This window comes from Epilithonimonas sp. UC225_85 (assembly GCF_042695135.1).
In the GTDB taxonomy this organism is placed as follows: domain Bacteria; phylum Bacteroidota; class Bacteroidia; order Flavobacteriales; family Weeksellaceae; genus Epilithonimonas.
This window is the reverse complement of sequence record NZ_CP170547.1, coordinates 3636559-3654341: the sequence shown is the minus strand read 5'-3', so window position 1 is coordinate 3654341 and position 17783 is coordinate 3636559. Positions and strand designations below refer to the sequence as shown.

Below are 17783 nucleotides of genomic sequence, written 5' to 3'. Positions count from 1 at the left end.
AATATTATAAATGACAATTTGTCACTTTTTTTGACGTGGTACAAATATTGAGAATTGGTCATTGTAATAATTAATAATAACAAAAAATAACATATAAAAAATGAGTAAAATAATCGGAATTGACTTAGGTACAACCAACTCTTGCGTTGCAGTAATGGAAGGTAAAGATGCTGTAGTTATCCCTAATGCAGAAGGAAAAAGAACGACACCTTCTATCGTAGCGTTTATAGAAGATGGTGAAAGAAAAGTAGGTGATCCTGCTAAAAGACAGGCGGTTACCAACCCTACAAAAACAGTATATTCTATCAAAAGATTCATTGGAACACATTTCAAGGATGATTCATCTGAAATTTCAAGAGTGCCTTACGCTGTTGTAAGCGGACCAAATGATACGGTAAAAGTAAAAATCGACGACAGAGAATATACACCACAAGAGATTTCTGCAATGATCCTTCAGAAAATGAAGAAAACGGCAGAAGATTATCTTGGACAAGAAGTAACAAGAGCGGTAATTACTGTTCCGGCTTACTTTAATGATGCCCAAAGACAAGCGACAAAAGAAGCTGGTGAAATCGCTGGTCTTAAAGTAGAAAGAATCATCAATGAGCCTACAGCAGCTGCTTTGGCTTATGGTATGGACAAGTCTCACAAAGACCAAAAAATTGCAGTTTACGATTTAGGTGGTGGTACTTTTGACGTTTCTATCCTTGATTTAGGAGACGGCGTTTTCGAAGTATTATCTACAAACGGAGACACGCACTTAGGTGGTGATGACTTTGATGATGTAATTATCAACTGGATGGCAGACGAATTCAAAGCTGAAGAGGGTGTGGATCTTAAAGGTGACGCCATCGCATTACAAAGATTGAAAGAAGCCGCTGAAAAAGCAAAAATCGAGTTGTCTTCTTCTCCACAGACTGAAATCAACCTTCCTTATATTACCGCTACAGCTACAGGTCCTAAACACTTGGTAAAGACTTTGACTAAAGCTAAATTCGAGCAATTATCTGCTGATTTGGTAAGACGTTCTATGGAGCCTTGTAAAAAAGCGCTTTCTGATGCAGGTCTTTCTATCAGCGATATCGACGAAGTAATCTTGGTAGGTGGTTCTACAAGAATCCCGATCATTCAGGAAGAAGTTGAGAAATTCTTCGGTAGAAAGCCATCAAAAGGTGTTAACCCGGATGAGGTTGTAGCAATTGGTGCAGCTATTCAAGGTGGCGTTTTGACTGGAGACGTGACTGACGTTCTATTGTTAGATGTTACACCACTTTCTCTAGGTATCGAAACGATGGGTTCTGTTTTCACTAAATTAATTGAAGCAAACACTACCATCCCAACTAAAAAATCTGAAGTATTCTCTACAGCTTCTGACAACCAGCCGGCTGTAAGCATCAGAGTAGGACAGGGTGAGAGACCAATGTTCAACGATAATAAAGAGATTGGTAGATTTGACTTGACAGATATACCACCAGCACAAAGAGGTGTTCCTCAGATCGAAGTAACTTTCGATATCGATGCCAACGGAATCTTAAGCGTTTCTGCTAAAGATAAAGGAACTGGAAAAGAACAGTCTATCAAAATCCAGGCATCTTCCGGACTTTCTGAAGAAGAAATCGAAAGAATGAAAAAAGAAGCTCAGGAAAATTCTGCAGCGGATGCGAAAAGAAAAGAAGAAGTTGAAATCTTCAACAAAGCTGACGGATTGATCTTCCAGACAGAAAAACAACTGAAAGAATTTGGTGATAAATTGTCTGCTGACAAAAAAGCAGCGATTGAAACGGCTCACGCAGAACTGAAAACCGCTTTCGAAGCTAAAAACGGTGATGATGTGAAAGCTAAAACCGAAGCGCTTGACGCAGCCTGGATGGCAGCTTCAGAAGAAATGTACGCACAAGGTCAAGGTGCAGATGCAGGCGCTCAACAAAATCAAGGAAGTGCAAACGGAGCAGAAGATGTTCAGGATGCAGACTTTGAAGAAGTCAAGTAATTACTGATTAGAATTAATTACTAAAACATATAAAACCGCTATAGACAAATGTCTGTAGCGGTTTTTGTTTTTTTTATATTTATCAATGTTATGTATTTTTTCTCGTTTTTAATTAATCATTTGTACCATATTTGTACCGGAACTTAAGTTGCGAAGAAGTGGAACTTAATAAAGCCATGATGTTACCCTCTATGGCGAATCCCCACCTTAATATTCTAAATACTGCTCCTGGCATGATGGCTTATGATACCACAAAAAAACAGTTGGCAGTTTATAACGGATCCCAGTGGAGTTTTTGGAAACCATAGTTAAACACTCTATTAACAAAATCACTTTTTTGAAAGTGACTAGTCCTAGAATAAGTTGATAAGGTTTATATCAAAACATTTTTAATAGCAATTTTATCCATCTGTCGTTTTATTTTTGATGATCATCTTCTCAGGGGTTTTTAGAACTGAATTTTTTTATAAGTATTAAAAAATAGCCTTTTTGTACAAATTAGAAGGAAATATTTGTGATAATTTTACATTTCTAATGAAAGAAATAAACGAAATTATTAAAGCCTATAAGGCTGTAAAGCTGGGAAATAAAAAAACGGCACTGGCAACAGTTGTTCACGTAGAGGGCTCTTCTTACAGGCGCCCCGGAGCACGAATGCTTGTCACAGAAGACGGTCTTATTACAGGAGCCATAAGTGGAGGATGTCTTGAGGGTGATGCCCTGAAAAAAGCCCTGATGGCGATGTACGAAAATAAAAACAAACTTGTTACCTATGATACTACCAACGAAAGCAACGCAAGCTTTGGTGTACAATTAGGCTGTAACGGGATCGTACATATTCTTTTTGAACCCATTGATGATACGCTTAAAATTAACCCCATCGAATTGCTCCAAAAAGCGTCCGGTGAAAGGAAAAATGCAGTTTTGACAACGATGTTTTCCTTAAACAGGGGCAATCAGCCGGGAACATTCCTGCTTTTGAATGATGAAGGATTCGTGGATAATGAAGGTAAAATCATTGATTCTTCATTGAAAGAAAAAATTAAAGAAGATGCAAAAGCGGCTTTAATCAATGAGGAATCAGTGATTAATGAATACACTGTTGAAAATGAAAAAACTCACGCTTTTATAGAAGTGGTAAAACCTGCCGTTTCATTAATAATTTACGGTGCAGGAAATGATGCTCAGCCGTTGGTTGCTATTGCGGATATGCTGGGTTGGAAGGTTTCAATCATTGATGGTCGCCATTCGCACGCTACACAAAAACGGTTTCCTACGGTAGAAATGTTAACGGTCAGTAATGCTGAAAATGCGTTGCAAAACATTGTTATTGATACACAAACTGTTTTTGTTCTGATGACACACAACTATAATTATGACATCGAAGTATTGAGTCAGCTTATTGGGACCGATTGTAATTACATAGGAATTTTAGGGCCAAAAACTAAAATGGAAAGAATGTATAATGATTTGTCGGATAAAGGTTTTCTAATTACAGAAAATATAAAAGACAGAATTTTCAGTCCGGTTGGACTGGATTTGGGAGCTGAAACTTCTGAGGAAATAGCACTTTCCATTGTATCCGAAATACAATCGTTCTTTACCGGCAAAAACGGAAAATCACTGCGCCTGAAAGAACAACAGATTCATCATTAATGATGAAAAAATATGCAGTCATCATCCTTTCGGCAGGTAATTCTTCCAGATTGGGACAACCCAAACAATTGCTTCAATATAAAGGCAAAACATTATTGGAAAATATTGCTTCCGAGGCTTTGAAAATACCTTCGGCAAATACGATAATTGTAACAGGTGCTCAAAAATCAGAGCTTGAAAAAGTTGTGGCAAATATGGGAATCTATTTTTGTGATAATAACAATTGGCAATTCGGAATGTCCTCATCCATCAAACGGGGTCTGGAAAAAGCTCTGGAAATTAATAAAGAAACCGAAGCTGTATTGCTTTGTGTGAGCGATCAGCCTTTTGTGGATGGAGATTTGCTTCAGAATTTGATTTCTACATTTGAAGAAACTAAAAAAATAACCGCCTCTTTTTACAACGAAACTCCTGGAACTCCGGCAGTTTTTCCAAAACAGTTTTTTTCTGAATTATCAGATCTTGATGGGAAAGAAGGTGCTAAAAAAATATTAAAAGCCCATCAAAATGATCTTTCTCTCATCCCATTTGAAAAAGGTGCAATAGACATTGATACTATTGAAGATTATAAAAAATTAGCCGATTTGTAAAACTTTTGTACTGGTCTTAACCGTTAATTTTGCGCTATATCTCCAATGATATAACGCACAAATGATAATAGACAAATTCAACAGGATACATAGCTATTTACGGATTTCACTGACGGACAATTGCAATTTGCGTTGTTTCTATTGTATGCCGAATGAAGAGTATGATTTTGCACCGGCCTCAAAACTGATGCAGGCTGATGAGATTTTAAAAATATCAGAACTTTTTGTTTCTCAAGGCATAAAAAAAATCAGGCTTACAGGCGGTGAACCGTTTGTACGGAAAGATGCCGGGAAAATAATTCAGTCTCTTGGCAAATTACCTATAGAGCTTACGCTAACAACAAACGGAACTCGTATCCACAAATTTATTGATATTCTGGAAGAAGCAAATGTAAAATCTCTCAATATCAGCTTGGATACTCTCCAACACGAAAAATTTGAAAAAATCACGCGTCGTGATCAGTTCCAGCTGGTTATGGATAATATTAATCTTCTGCTGCAAAGAAACTTTAAAGTAAAGATAAATGTGGTGGTGATGAAAGGTATGAACGATAATGAAATCAATGATTTTATTACCTGGACAAAAAACACGCCCATCCATATTCGTTTTATTGAGTTTATGCCTTTTACCGGAAACCAATGGACGAGCAATCAGGTTTTTTCATTTAATGATATCCTTTCTGAAATTGAAAAAAAATACGACTTTCTACCAATAGAAGGCAGCATCCACGATACCGCAAAATCCTTTTCCATTGATGGACATTTGGGAAGTTTTGCAATTATTGGCACTATGACAAAACCGTTTTGTGAAGGTTGTAATCGTATTCGCCTTACAGCTGACGGAAAATTTAAAAACTGCCTTTTTTCTAAAGGTGAAACAGATTTGCTTTCCGCATTAAGAAAAGGTGAGGAACTTCTTCCTTTGATCAATCAAAATATTCTTACTAAGGAAAAGGCTTTAGGCGGACAATTTACTACCGATCTTGATACTATCAAGAGTAAAGAAATCGATAACCGAAGTATGATTACCATTGGAGGATAACAGAGAAAATTTAAAAAAAATATTAAATGAGTCCGGCGACTATTCTGTTGTTGGAAGTCTTTGGATAGAATATAATGAGGAAAAATTTTTCGGACCGGGGCGTATAGAACTCTTGCAACACATTGATGAAACAGGTTCTATCAGCAAAGCTGCAAAGGAAATGAAGATGAGCTATAAAAAAGCCTGGAATATGATCAATGAGCTTAATTCCCAGACAAGAATTCCTTTTGTTATTTTGAAAACAGGAGGAAAAGAAGGAGGCGGAGCAGTGCTTTCTGAGGCGGCAAGAGATATGATCGTATATGCGCAAGAGCTGAGAATGAGATTTCAGGAATTTTTAAAGATAGAAACGAATAAATTTAAAAAGGATTTTTTTCAAACTTTTTAATAAAGACACTTTAAAAATGAAAAAAATAAAAATCCCGCTTCTTCTGGCTTTTGCGACTGGCACACAAATAATGTATGCACAGAAAAAAGATTCTGTTGAAGGTTCAACTCACGAATTGGAAGGTGTTGTTATCACCGCATCAAAGATCAGGGAAAGTCTTTTAAAAAGTTCAGCTTCGGTTAAAGTCCTTTCTGAAAAAGATATAAGAAATACACCTTCCAATTCTTTTTATGATGCATTGGAAAATGTACAGGGCTTACAGATGATTACGCCAAGTCTTGGTTTTAAAGTAATTAATGCGAGAGGTTTTACAAATACTACCAACGTGCGTTTTGCACAGCTGGTAAACGGGATGGATATTGCTTCACCACACATCGGGTCGGCTATAGCCAATTCTTTAGGTCCGAATGATTTGGATATCGAAAAGGTAGAAGTTTTGCCAGGTATGGCATCTGCTTTATATGGAATGAATACGATGAACGGATTAGCAAATCTTATCACCAAAAACCCTTTCACATCGCAAGGTCTTTCTATTCGTCAAAATACGGCGCTTACGCATCTTTCCAATGAAAACAGCAAAGCACAATTATTTACAGAAACCAGCTTCCGATACGCAAAAGCCATCTCTACAAAATTTGCTTTCAAAATAAACGGCTCTATTCTGCAAGGTTCAGATTGGATTGCTTCCGATTATTCAGACCTTAATCCTGATGCCAATAAAAGCTTGAATTTGTTAGGTGCAGATAATCCTGCTTATGATGCTGTGAACAGTTATGGAAACGAATCTTCCAACCGAAAAATAATTACGCTTGGCGGTAAAAAATATGTGGTTGCCAGAACGGGATATCTTGAAAAAGACCTTGCAGATAATATACTGAAAAATATAAAGGCAGATGCAGGTTTGTATTATAAGTTCAATCAAAAATCAATGATTTCTTATACCTATCGTTTTTCTTCTTTGGACAATATTTATCAGCGGGCAAACCGTTTTAAGCTTCAGGATTATTTTACCCAACAACACGGACTGCAGTTTGAAAATCCATCCATTACTGCGAGAATATATCTTAATAACGAAAGTACAGGAAAAAGCTACAATCTCCGCTCGATGGGAGAAAATATAGACAGAAACTTTAAAACCGATGCGAATTGGTACAGTGATTTTACCAAAGGTTACAATACGGCAATTGGTTCCGGAACTTCAGTCATTGACGCTTTAAAGCAAGCGAGACAATTTGCAGACAATGGACGTTATCAACCCGGAACTGAAGCTTATAATGCGGTATTAAAACAACTTCAGGATGTGAATAACTGGGATATTGGAGCGGCACTTCGGGTGAAACAAAGTTTTTTGCATTCGGAAGTACAGGTCAATCTTACTGAGCAGTATCTTTCAAAGCTTAAGGATTATGGCATCAATATATTAATAGGTGCAGATAACCGCACTTATTTTATTATGCCCGATGGTAATTATTTTATCAATCCCAAAAGCAGTGATGCTTTTGAAAATTATACTTATTCCAAAACTGGCGGATTTGTGTCGGTTACCAAAAAATTATTTCAGGAAAAATTAAGCCTTCAGGGGATTTTAAGAGTGGATAAAAGTGATTATTTTAAGGCTAAATTAAATCCTCGTTTTTCTGCGGTTTATACCCCTATTTCGCGACAAAGTTTCCGGACTTCTTTCCAACAGGGATACCGCTTTCCAAGTATTTTTGAAGCCTTCAGCAATGTCAACAGTGGCGGAGTAAAACGTGTAGGCGGACTATCGGTAATGAGCAACGGTATTTTCGAAAATGCTTATTTGGATACTTCGATAAAAGCTTTTCAGGCGCAGGTCTTAAGTGATATTAATGGTGGAATGGCTCAAAGTGCAGCTATTGAAAAAAATAAAGGACTACTGAAAAAAAATCCTTACACCTATTTAACTCCCGAAAAAGTAAAAACACTGGAATTTGGATATAAAGGCTTATTTCTGGATAAAAGTCTGTTCATAGATGCTAATGTTTATTTTAGTCATTATCAGGGATTTATTGCCCAAACAAATATGAATGTTCCCAATACAAGCAATGAAGCCGAAATCCCTGTCGCGCTTTACGATAACACAAAACAGACAAAATATAGAATGTACACCAACTCAAAAACGGCTGTAAATGCTTATGGATACAGTCTTGGAGCTACTTATATCTTTGCTAAAGGCTATACTGCAAAAGCAAATGCCACTTTTTCTAAGTTGAAGAATATAGAAAATCAGGATGGACTGGAAGATGGTTTTAATACACCAGATTGGATGGTTAATTTTTCGATTACTAAAGAAAATATTCTTAAAAATACAGATGTCGGATTGGTTTACAGATGGCAGAATAGCTTTTACTGGCAGTCTTTTCTTGCCAACGGTCAGGTAGGTGCTTATACCAATATAGACACACAGATAGCGCATAGACTCCCGAAAATAAATGCCTCTGTGAAAATTGGAGCGACTAATCTGCTGAATCATTACTACACTTCGTTTATTGGGGCACCAAGCGTCGGAGGAATATACTATACCACTATCATTTATAATTTATAGTAAATATTGATTATGAAAACTTTTATTTCTGTTTCCGAAGCTAAGAATATTATTAAGGAAAAAGTTTTTTCATTACCAATTTCCCGGATGAAATTGCTCGATGCTGTTGGTTTTACGCTTGCAGAAGATGTATTTGCTTTCTGTGATATTCCGGCTTATAACCAATCTTCTGTTGATGGATATGCTTTTCGGTTTAAAGATAATGAACAGGTTTTTAAGGTAGTTGGCGAAATGGCTGCGGGAACAAATGTTCAGTTAGAACTAAGCACGAAAGAAGCCGCAAGAATATTTACAGGTGCGCCATTGTCAAATGGTGCGGATACAGTGATAATGCAGGAATATACCGAAATTAAAGATGGGAAATTATTTTTAAAAGATGAAAATATTGATAAAGGTAAAAATGTAAGACTTCAAGGTGCCGAAATACAAAAAGGAGCATTGGCGATGAAAAAAGGAACACATTTATCAGTTGCTGCCGTTGGATTTTTAGCGGGTATTGGTATCACAGAGGTTTCGATTTTCGCACCCCCGAAAGTTGCCATTATCCTTACCGGAAACGAATTGCAGAAACCAGGTTTGCCTTTGAATTTCGGACAGGTTTACGAAGCAAATTCTTTTATATTGGTTTCTGCTTTGAAACAGATGGGAATTAAAAATATTGAAGTTTTGAAAGCTGAAGACAATCTTTATATTTTGCAAACTACTTTAGAAAACGCTTTGAAAAATAACGATGTTGTTCTTTTGACAGGCGGTGTAAGTGTGGGTGACTACGATTTTGTAGTGCAAGCTGTGGAAAATTGTAATATTGAGGCTCACTTTCATAAAATAAAGCAACGTCCTGGAAAACCTCTGTTATTCAGTATGAAAGAAAATAAAGCCGTTTTCGGGTTGCCAGGAAATCCTTCTTCAGGTTTGGTTTGCTTTTATGAATATGTCTTGCCATTCATAGAAAATATGATGCATAAAAAACAAAGCCTCAACAAAATATCAGCTGTTCTTACACATAATTACGAAAAAACAAAAGGACTCACTCATTTCCTAAAAGGACATTATGAAGACGGAAAAGTTACCCCTCTCCACGCACAGGAATCTTTCAGGCTGCATTCTTTTTCGCAGGCCAATTGCTTGATTGTTCTGGAAGAGGATAAAACTCATTGTTTGATAAACGAAACTGTTGAATTGCATTTGCTTCCTTTTTAAAAAACTAAAATGGAATATTTTTATATCATCCTTTTCGTCATTGCTTTTCTATATGCTGCTGTCGGTCACGGCGGTGCAAGTGGATATTTAGCCTTAATGGCATTATATCATATAGCCCCCGAAGAGATGAAACCGACGGCACTGTTGCTTAATCTTTTTGTTTCCGGCATTTCATTTTTTCAATATTATCGGGGGAAACATTTTTTATGGAAAACCTTTCTGCCTTTTGCATTAGGGTCAATTCCGTTTTCTTTTCTGGGTGGGATGATTATTCTCGATGGAAGTATTTATAAAAAAATATTGGGATTTCTATTGTTGCTTCCGGTGGCTCGTCTCTTATTTTTCCCGAATCCGAAAGAGGGAGAAATGAAATCTCAAAATTTTTACTTGTCATTGCTTATAGGTGCTAGTATTGGACTTATTTCCGGAATGATAGGAATAGGAGGCGGGATTATCCTTTCTCCGGTTCTACTGTTATTAAAATGGACAAATCAAAAACAAACGGCGGCGATAAGTGCACTTTTCATTTTTGTTAATTCGATATCCGGCTTAGCGGGACAATTCACGAAAGGTATCATTTTTAACAGCGAAATGTTGAGCTATGTCTTGGTCGCATTATTCGGAGGGATTTTGGGAGCTTACTTCGGTGCCTGGAGATTTAATCAAACCATAATTAAAAACCTATTGAGAACAGTTCTTTTTCTGGCAGCGGCCAAACTTATTATAGGAGGTTAAATATTAATTAAATAAAACACAATGTCAAATCAATTAAAAATATTTGGAAAACTGACAGAAATTATAAAAGATGACACGATTATAATTAATGAAATAAAAGACACAAAAACTTTAAAGGAAACTCTTTTTGAGAAATATCCTGTCTTAAGTGAAATGAAGTTTTTTATTTCGGTCAATAATAAGCTGATAACAGAAAATACAATCATAGAAAACGGTTCGGTAGTAGCTTTATTACCACCATATTCAGGAGGATAAATATGAACAACGAACAACAAAAACGATATAGCAGACAAATAATGCTGCAAAATTTTGGCGAAATAGCACAGGAAAAAATGCTTTCTTCAAAAGTATTGGTTATTGGAGCAGGTGGTTTAGGTTGTCCTGTTATTCAGTATTTAACGGCAGGAGGCGTAGGAAATATTGGTATTGTGGATCACGATATGGTGTCATTGAGTAATCTGCAACGACAGGTTTTATTTAACACTGAAGATATTGGAAAAAATAAAGCTTTAGTAGCTTCCGAAAAATTAAAAAAGTTAAATCCCGGGATTATAATTAAGGCTTTTCCGATAGCAATTAATAATAAAAATGCTCTGGAGCTTATCAGAAATTACGACATCATTGTAGATTGTACGGACAATTTTGCGACCCGATATTTGATTAATGATGCTTGTGTATTGCTGGATAAACCTTTGGTATTTGGTGCTATTTATCAATATGAAGGACAAGTCGCTGTTTTTAATGTCTCTAATGAATCTGGAATAAAAATAAATTACCGTCATCTTTTTCCAATTCCGCCTTCTGCAGAAGAAGCTCCGGATTGTGCTACAGCAGGTGTTCTCGGAGTATTGCCAGGAATAATTGGCGTAATGCAGGCAGTGGAAATAATAAAATTAATTACGGGAATAGGGGCACCATTAATCAATAAAATGACTTCCTATAACGCATTGAGTAACGAAACATTTACAATAGACTTATCTGCTTCACATCAAACAAACATTACAATGCCGCAAAATCGAACTGAGTTCGAAAATATGAATTACGATTTTTTCTGTAATACTGTTTCAAATGCCATTGAAGAAATAAACACGACTATTTTCAATAAATTTTTAAAAGATAAAATCATCGCAATCATTGATGTAAGAGAACTGGATGAAACACCTTTTGCCAATTTTAGAAATCAGCAAATTCCTTTGTCAGAATGGGGAAAACAAGTCCCTGAAATCATAGAGAAAGAAGTAATTGTATTTTGCCAAAGCGGTAAGAGAAGCCTGAAAGCCGCAAAAATTTTATATGAAGCTTACCCGGAGAAAAAGATTTATTCTTTGAAAGGAGGGATTTTAACATTAAACTAAATCAGATGAAAAATATATTTAAAGAAGGACCCATTCTGTCCACATTTGTAGGAGAAAGTATAGAGAAACATAGTAATAAAATCAATATTGGTGCACACAGTATTTTTTTAGGACAAGTCCGTGCAGATGAAGTTGGGGGAAGGACAGTTTCCGCAATAGAATATACGGCTTATACAGAAATGGCATTGGAAAAAATGCACGAAATACGCGAAGCTATCTTTTCAAAATATGAGCTTACCTGTATGCACGTTTACCATAGTTTGGGGGAAGTTAACGTTGGTGAGATTTGCCTTTTTGTTTTTACCTCTTCCAATCATCGCAAAATAGCCATTGACGCCTGCGAAGAAGTGGTAGAACGCATAAAAGCGGAACTTCCTGTCTGGGGGAAAGAATTATTCGAAGACGAAACCCATCAATGGAAAGAAAACAGATAAGTTATGGTAGATATTACACACAAATCAAACACGCTGAGAAAAGCAGTTGCAACGGCAGTTGTTGAGGTTTCTCTGAAGTCTACAATCGATGCAATTCAGGAAAGAAAAGTGCCAAAAGGCGATGTTTTTGAGTTTGCAAGAGTGGCAGGATTTTTTGGGATAAAAAATACAAGCAGTGTCATTCCGGATTGCCATCCGCTTCCCGTAGAATTCAGTGCTATCACTTATGAAGTCATAGATTTATCGGTTATCATCAATGTTGAGGTTCATACAATCTATAAAACCGGCGTTGAGGTAGAAGCAATGTACGGCGCTTCTGTTGCGGCTTTGGTGATGTATGATATGCTAAAACCCATAGATAAAAATGTTCAGATAAAAAATATCAGGCTTTTAGAAAAAACAGGTGGAAAATCTGATAATAAAAAAGATTTCAGCCATTTGAAAGCAGCCGTTGTAGTTTGTTCTGACAGTGTATCCAAAGGTGAAAAGCAGGACACAGCAGGGAAAACAATTGTCTCAGAATTAGAAAAAAACAAAATCTCCTGTGTCAATTACGAAATTATTCCTGATGATTTTGATTTAATACAAAAGACAGCCATTGCTATTAAAGATAAAGGTATTGACCTGATTATTTTTACAGGCGGAACAGGACTTTCAAGCCGTGACGTTACTCCCGATGCTATTTTACCTTTGATAGACAGAAGCATTCCCGGGATTATGGAAGCTGCACGGGATTATGGACAAAACAGGATAAAAACAGCTATGCTTAGCCGAAGTATTGCAGGCTTTATGGGGAATACTCTGATTCTAACATTTCCAGGTTCTCAAAAGGCTTCTCAGGAATATATGTATGCTATTTTCCCACAGGTTTTACACATTTTTGATATTAAAAATGGAGAAGGTCACTAATTAGAAAACTATGAATTATCCTATATATTTAGACAATAACGCAACCACACAATGCGATCCCAGAGTTGTAGAGGCAATGCTACCTTTTTTTACCGAGAATTTTGGAAACGCCTCCAGTGGAAATCATATTTTTGGTTGGAAAGCTCAGGAAGCTGTAGAGTTGGCACGTGAGCAGGTAGCAAAACTTATCAACGCAACACCTTCTGAAATATATTTTACAAGTGGTGCCACCGAAGCTAATAACTTAGTCATTAAAGGTATTTTCGAGAAACATTCGGAAAAAGGAAATCATATTATCACAACTAAAATAGAGCATAAATCTATACTGGAAACGTGTAAGTATCTTGAGAAAAAAGGAGCCGAAGTGACTTATCTTGACGTCGATAAGAATGGAAATATTGATTTAAAACAATTAGAAAGTGCTATAAAACCTGTAACAATCTTAATTGCAATAATGTTTGCCAATAATGAGATTGGTACCATAAATCCGGTACAACATATTGGCGAGATTGCTAAGAAAAACAATATACCTTTTTTTTCGGATGCAGTTCAGGCATTGGGGAAAATTGATATTGATGTTGAAAAACAAGGTTTTGATATGCTTTCCGTATCTGCCCACAAAATGTATGGTCCAAAAGGAGTTGGAGCTCTATATATCAGGAAAAATAAAGATTCTGCAAAGATTCTTGCGCAGATCGTAGGAGGAGGTCAGGAAAATAATATACGCAGTGGAACACTTAATGTTACCGGGATTGTTGGCTTTGGAACTGCTTGTGAGCTGGCATTTTATGAAATGAAAGAATATGCTGGAAATATGTTCAAATTAAGAAATTATCTGGAACAGGAACTGATAAAATTTCCCGGTTCTTTAATCAATGGAAACGCTTCCGAACGTTTACCCAATCTTCTTAATATTACATTTAGCGGATCGGATGTCGAATTTCTTTTAACGCAGATCAACAAAAAAGTGGCTGTAAGCAATGGCAGCGCGTGCAGTTCTATATCTCAAAAGCCATCTTATGTTTTAAAAGAAATAGGACTTTCTGATGATCAGGCTTTTAGCTCAATCAGGTTTGGACTCAGTAGATTTACAACTAAAGAAGAGATAGATAGTGCTATAAAACATATTGAGGAGGTTTTTAAATAATCTTTAGTGAATTTGTATTTGCAAGTTGTTTTTAAAATTAAAATCAGTCTTATCTCAGACAAATATTTTCTTCTTATCGATTTTTGTTTTATTAAACTTTAAAAATTTATTTTTATGAATATTACAATTTTAGGAGCTTCGGCAGGCGTGGGTTTATTGGCTGTTCAAAAAGCGATCGAACGAAACCATAACGTGACCACGCTGTCCAGAAATACAGATGCTTTGCCGGAACATAAAAATCTGAAAAAAATAAAAGGCAATGCTACCAATATTCCTGATTTGAAGAAGGCAATTCAAGGAGCTGATGCTGTAGTTGTAACATTAGGAACCGGAACCAGCACAAAAGCGACCACACTTTATACCGATGCAGCAAAAGCCATTTTGCAGGCAACCAAAGAACTTGACAGCAATATACCGTTTATCGTGCTTACAGGTTTTGGTGCAGGAGACAGTAGCAAATTTCAAGGTTTTTTTATGAAAATAATTTTCAGTCTGCTGCTTAAAGATGTATATAAAAATAAGACTCAGATGGAAGAAATGATTGCTGCAAGTAATTTAAAGTGGGAATTTGTGCGCCCCGGTATGCTCAATGACAAACCTTTCAGCGGTAAGTACCGTATCGAAACAGAATATAAAAAAGGGATGAATATTGGCGCAATATCCAGATCAGATGTAGCTGATTTTTTAATAAAGCAAGCCGAAAATCCTACTTTGATAAGCAAATATCCTGCATTGTCAAATAAATAAGAACAAGTATTTCCTTTTTCCTAATGATGATGAATCACATAACTTAACCTCTACAAGTATTCATTATCAAGCAATATTAGTTATCTAGAATTATTCTTTATTAGTCTCGATATTTTAAATCAGCCGTTTTATACAATTATCAAAAAATGGTAGTTTATTATTTTTACGAATAATAAAAATCCTTAAAAAAGGATCGCAAATTTTTATAATTAATAAAATAAATACAAATGCCAAAAATTAATTTAAACGGACAAGAAAGAGAAGTAACCTCTCACCCAGATATGCCTCTATTGTGGGTAGTAAGGGAAGAATTTGATCTTACAGGACCTAAGTACGGCTGTGGTCACGGTGTGTGTGGTGGCTGCGTATGCGAAGTAGACGGCGCACAGGTACATCTTTGTAAAAATACTGTAGCTGATGTGCAGGGTAAGCAAATCATTACCATTGAAGGTCAGGAAGGGCCAGTAGCAGATGCCGTGTTTGATGCCTGGTTGAAGCTGGATGTTGCACAATGCGGATTTTGCCAGCCGGCGCAGATAACAAGTGCTATTATTTTGCTTAAACAAAATGCAACTCCAACTGATGCGGATATTGATGAAGCTATGAAGCATAATCTTTGCCGCTGCGCTACTTATATGCGTATCCGCAAAGGTATTCATTATGCTGCTGCAACTTTGCAAAGAAATGGTTATCAAGTAACAGCCATTTAATCCTTAACCTTTAAAAATTATTCTTATGAATACAGAACAAGAATCTTCTCAGGATACTTTCATATTTCCCGCAGAAGCTAATCCATTAGCTTTTATATCTATAAATCCAGATAATACAGTTACAGTAGTAAGCAAACACCTCGAGATGGGGCAAGGCATTTATACTGGTCTTGCAACCCTAGTAGCAGAAGAAATAGATGCTGCGGTGGAACAAATGCGTGTAATCACGGCTCCCGGACAGCCAACACCACAAGGTCCTTACGGCAATGCTCTTTTTGGTGGTATACAAGGTAGTGGCGGACAAACAGGAATCCATTCATCTTATATGATTTACAGAATGGCAGGTGCTTCTATGCGTCTTATGCTTCTTTCCGCAGCAGCCAAAAAACTGAACGCTAGCGCAGATAATCTCTCTATAAAAAACGGAGTAATTACAGATAATGTAAGTGGTAATAGCGTAACTTTTGGTGATATAGCAACAGAAGCAATGGCTGAGCCGGTACGTAAAGATGCTAAGGTAAAAGAAGAAAAAGATTACACGTATGTAGGCAAGCACTTTCCTAGGCTGGATGCTTATGACAAAATCCACGGCAAAACAAAATTTGTGCAGGATATAAAATTGCCGGGGATGATTACCGCAGTCATTGTACGCCCGACACATTGGGGTGCTACGCTTAAAAGTTATGATGCAACAGCAACCCTAGCTTTTCCGGGAGTTACAGATGTGGTGGAAACTCAGTTTGGAGTTGCAGTAGCAGGTACCAATTTTTGGTCAGTTTATGAAGGGGCAGCTCTTATGAAATGTGATTGGGACCTTTCTTCAGCCGCCAAATTCAGTAGTGACAGCATCCGTGAGCAGTTCCGTGAATTACTGAAGCAGCCCGGTGCAAAAGCTATTGATTATGGTGATGTAGATACTGCGCTTGCAGGGGCTGCAAAAAAATTGACATACGAATTTGAAGTGCCATATAGTGCCCACATCCCTTTCGAAACAATGAATAATATATTGCAGGTAAATGATGATGGCAGTATGGAAATGTGGGGACCTTCACAAATATTTACTGTAGATGGCAATACACTTGCCGGAATAGCAGGTATTAGTCCCGATAAAATTAAGTTAAATATGACGCAATGCGGAGGATCATTTGGACGCCGAAGTGGGCCTCACGCTTTAAGTTGGGTAGAAAACTTGGCAGTCTGTAAAGCATTGAAGACCAATAAACCCGTAAAATTAATGTACAGCCGAGAAGATGATATGAGCAGTCCTGGTACAGTGTTGCGCCCCGGTTTTATTCATCAGATAGATGCAGGTTTGGATGCAGATGGCAAACTGATTGCTTGGGCACATCGCGCTGTTGGTCAAAGTATTTGTAAAGGTACTGCTTTCGAATCTTCAGTAGTGAAGGATGGCATAGATTTTATGAGTGTAGAAGGCGCTGTAGACCAGCCATATAACATACCAAGTCATCGTTTAGATTTACATTCGCCAGAGTTACCTATTAGTGTAAGTTGGTTGCGTACTTCGGGTACATTCCATAATGGTTTTGCGCACGAGAGTATGATAGATGAAGCTGCAGAAGCTGCAGGGCAAGACCCGTTTGAATATCGTATGAATATGATGACAGATGATAAACGAGAAAAAGCCTGTCTAAAACTCGCTGCTGAAAAAGCTGACTGGCACAAACCGTTGGCTCCGGGCGCGCCTGGTACACGTCGCGGTCGTGGTATAGCCGTAGTACCTGCCCACAGAAGTTATGCCGCTTGCGTGGTGGAAGTCACTGTTTTCGAAAATAACGATTGGCAGGTCGATCGTATGGTATGTGCTATGGATTGCGGTATGGTGATAAATCCGGATAACGTAATAGCCCAGATGGAAGGAGCGGCACTTTTTGCTTTTGGAATGGCTCGTTACAGCCGTATTACTTTCAGTGAAGGTGGTGTGGACCAACGTTTTTATAGCGATGTACACATTACAAGAATGCATACTTCGCCTAAAATAGTAGAATGTCATATCGTCCCAAGTACGCAAGGACCAAGTGGATCATCTGAAACAATGGGTGCTTGTATAGCGCCAGCTGTAGCCAATGCACTTAAAAATGCAACTGGTGAACGTGTAACAAAAATACCAATGATGCTTACCAACGAACCGCCTGAGGAGCATTGGGATGTACCTGCAATTTTAAATACTTTCGAAGGTGCAGTACAGACAGAATTAGCATAAGCTTTTTTAAAATGAATTTAGAATGCCTGTTTTAATTCTATAAACAGGCATTTTCTTAATAATCAAAATGAAAAAAAATTTATGCTAATTCTG

16 protein-coding genes are annotated in these 17783 nt (G+C 37.1%); all 16 read left to right on the top strand.

Annotation, left to right across the window (positions count from 1 at the left end; translation table 11 throughout):
* Positions 1-100: 100 nt before the first annotated feature.
* The 16 genes from dnaK (at position 101) to ACFJGY_RS16595 (ending at position 17690) form a co-directional block, all read left to right on the top strand.
* Positions 101-1990, top strand: a complete 1890-nt coding sequence (gene dnaK, locus ACFJGY_RS16670) for a molecular chaperone DnaK (protein ID WP_379966315.1) — start codon at positions 101-103, stop codon at positions 1988-1990.
* 489 nt (positions 1991-2479) lie between these two features.
* Complete coding sequence (locus tag ACFJGY_RS16665) at positions 2480-3646, top strand: XdhC family protein (RefSeq protein WP_379966312.1); 1167 nt, start codon at positions 2480-2482, stop codon at positions 3644-3646.
* On the top strand, positions 3646-4236 hold the full coding sequence (locus ACFJGY_RS16660; RefSeq protein ID WP_379966309.1) for an NTP transferase domain-containing protein: 591 nt from the start codon (positions 3646-3648) through the stop codon (positions 4234-4236). Before ACFJGY_RS16665 ends, ACFJGY_RS16660 begins: the two co-directional genes overlap by 1 nt.
* A 61-nt stretch (positions 4237-4297) precedes the next feature.
* Entirely contained in the window at positions 4298-5278 is a 981-nt protein-coding gene (gene moaA / locus ACFJGY_RS16655; protein WP_379966306.1) for a GTP 3',8-cyclase MoaA, read from the top strand.
* The gene (locus tag ACFJGY_RS16650) at positions 5268-5666 is read left to right on the top strand and encodes a winged helix-turn-helix domain-containing protein (RefSeq protein WP_379966303.1); all 399 of its coding nucleotides are present in this window, start codon (positions 5268-5270) and stop codon (positions 5664-5666) included. The genes moaA and ACFJGY_RS16650 overlap by 11 nt, the downstream gene beginning before the upstream one ends.
* A gap of 16 nt (positions 5667-5682) precedes the next feature.
* Positions 5683-8232: a TonB-dependent receptor gene (locus tag ACFJGY_RS16645; protein WP_379966300.1), complete on the top strand. Its 2550-nt coding sequence runs from the start codon at positions 5683-5685 to the stop codon at positions 8230-8232.
* Between the two features lie 12 nt (positions 8233-8244).
* Entirely contained in the window at positions 8245-9432 is a 1188-nt protein-coding gene (glp, locus tag ACFJGY_RS16640) for a gephyrin-like molybdotransferase Glp (protein WP_379966297.1), read from the top strand.
* A 9-nt stretch (positions 9433-9441) separates the two neighbouring features.
* Entirely contained in the window at positions 9442-10167 is a 726-nt protein-coding gene (locus ACFJGY_RS16635) for a sulfite exporter TauE/SafE family protein (protein ID WP_379966294.1), read from the top strand.
* 21 nt (positions 10168-10188) lie between these two features.
* Positions 10189-10422 carry a MoaD/ThiS family protein gene (locus ACFJGY_RS16630; RefSeq protein ID WP_379966291.1) on the top strand — a complete coding sequence of 78 codons (234 nt, stop codon included), beginning with the start codon at positions 10189-10191 and terminating at the stop codon, positions 10420-10422.
* 2 nt (positions 10423-10424) lie between these two features.
* Complete coding sequence (locus ACFJGY_RS16625; RefSeq protein ID WP_379966288.1) at positions 10425-11522, top strand: ThiF family adenylyltransferase; 1098 nt, start codon at positions 10425-10427, stop codon at positions 11520-11522.
* Positions 11523-11527: 5 nt separating this feature from the next.
* A complete protein-coding gene (locus ACFJGY_RS16620; RefSeq protein WP_379966285.1) occupies positions 11528-11956 on the top strand; it encodes a molybdenum cofactor biosynthesis protein MoaE in 429 nt (142 codons plus the stop codon).
* A 3-nt stretch (positions 11957-11959) separates the two neighbouring features.
* Complete coding sequence (gene moaCB / locus ACFJGY_RS16615) at positions 11960-12865, top strand: bifunctional molybdenum cofactor biosynthesis protein MoaC/MoaB (protein WP_379966282.1); 906 nt, start codon at positions 11960-11962, stop codon at positions 12863-12865.
* A gap of 10 nt (positions 12866-12875) precedes the next feature.
* Positions 12876-14012, top strand: a complete 1137-nt coding sequence (locus ACFJGY_RS16610) for a cysteine desulfurase family protein (RefSeq protein WP_379966279.1) — start codon at positions 12876-12878, stop codon at positions 14010-14012.
* 114 nt (positions 14013-14126) lie between these two features.
* Positions 14127-14759, top strand: a complete 633-nt coding sequence (locus ACFJGY_RS16605) for an NAD(P)-dependent oxidoreductase (protein ID WP_379966276.1) — start codon at positions 14127-14129, stop codon at positions 14757-14759.
* A 227-nt stretch (positions 14760-14986) separates the two neighbouring features.
* A complete protein-coding gene (locus tag ACFJGY_RS16600) occupies positions 14987-15469 on the top strand; it encodes a (2Fe-2S)-binding protein (protein WP_379966273.1) in 483 nt (160 codons plus the stop codon).
* 25 nt (positions 15470-15494) lie between these two features.
* A complete protein-coding gene (locus ACFJGY_RS16595; RefSeq protein WP_379966270.1) occupies positions 15495-17690 on the top strand; it encodes a molybdopterin cofactor-binding domain-containing protein in 2196 nt (731 codons plus the stop codon).
* The last annotated feature ends 93 nt before the right edge of the window (positions 17691-17783 follow it).

Bases quoted from the DNA above. Each gene is read 5' to 3' on its own strand.
- dnaK (WP_379966315.1), top strand. From the start codon at position 101: ATGAGTAAAATAATCGGAATTGACTTAGGTACAACCAACTCTTGCGTT.
- ACFJGY_RS16660 (WP_379966309.1), top strand. From the start codon at position 3,646: ATGATGAAAAAATATGCAGTCATCATCCTTTCGGCAGGTAATTCTTCC.
- moaA (WP_379966306.1), top strand. From the start codon at position 4,298: ATGATAATAGACAAATTCAACAGGATACATAGCTATTTACGGATTTCA.
- ACFJGY_RS16645 (WP_379966300.1), top strand. From the start codon at position 5,683: ATGAAAAAAATAAAAATCCCGCTTCTTCTGGCTTTTGCGACTGGCACA.
- glp (WP_379966297.1), top strand. From the start codon at position 8,245: ATGAAAACTTTTATTTCTGTTTCCGAAGCTAAGAATATTATTAAGGAA.
- ACFJGY_RS16635 (WP_379966294.1), top strand. From the start codon at position 9,442: ATGGAATATTTTTATATCATCCTTTTCGTCATTGCTTTTCTATATGCT.
- ACFJGY_RS16630 (WP_379966291.1), top strand. From the start codon at position 10,189: ATGTCAAATCAATTAAAAATATTTGGAAAACTGACAGAAATTATAAAA.
- ACFJGY_RS16625 (WP_379966288.1), top strand. From the start codon at position 10,425: ATGAACAACGAACAACAAAAACGATATAGCAGACAAATAATGCTGCAA.
- ACFJGY_RS16620 (WP_379966285.1), top strand. From the start codon at position 11,528: ATGAAAAATATATTTAAAGAAGGACCCATTCTGTCCACATTTGTAGGA.
- moaCB (WP_379966282.1), top strand. From the start codon at position 11,960: ATGGTAGATATTACACACAAATCAAACACGCTGAGAAAAGCAGTTGCA.
- ACFJGY_RS16610 (WP_379966279.1), top strand. From the start codon at position 12,876: ATGAATTATCCTATATATTTAGACAATAACGCAACCACACAATGCGAT.
- ACFJGY_RS16605 (WP_379966276.1), top strand. From the start codon at position 14,127: ATGAATATTACAATTTTAGGAGCTTCGGCAGGCGTGGGTTTATTGGCT.
- ACFJGY_RS16600 (WP_379966273.1), top strand. From the start codon at position 14,987: ATGCCAAAAATTAATTTAAACGGACAAGAAAGAGAAGTAACCTCTCAC.
- ACFJGY_RS16595 (WP_379966270.1), top strand. From the start codon at position 15,495: ATGAATACAGAACAAGAATCTTCTCAGGATACTTTCATATTTCCCGCA.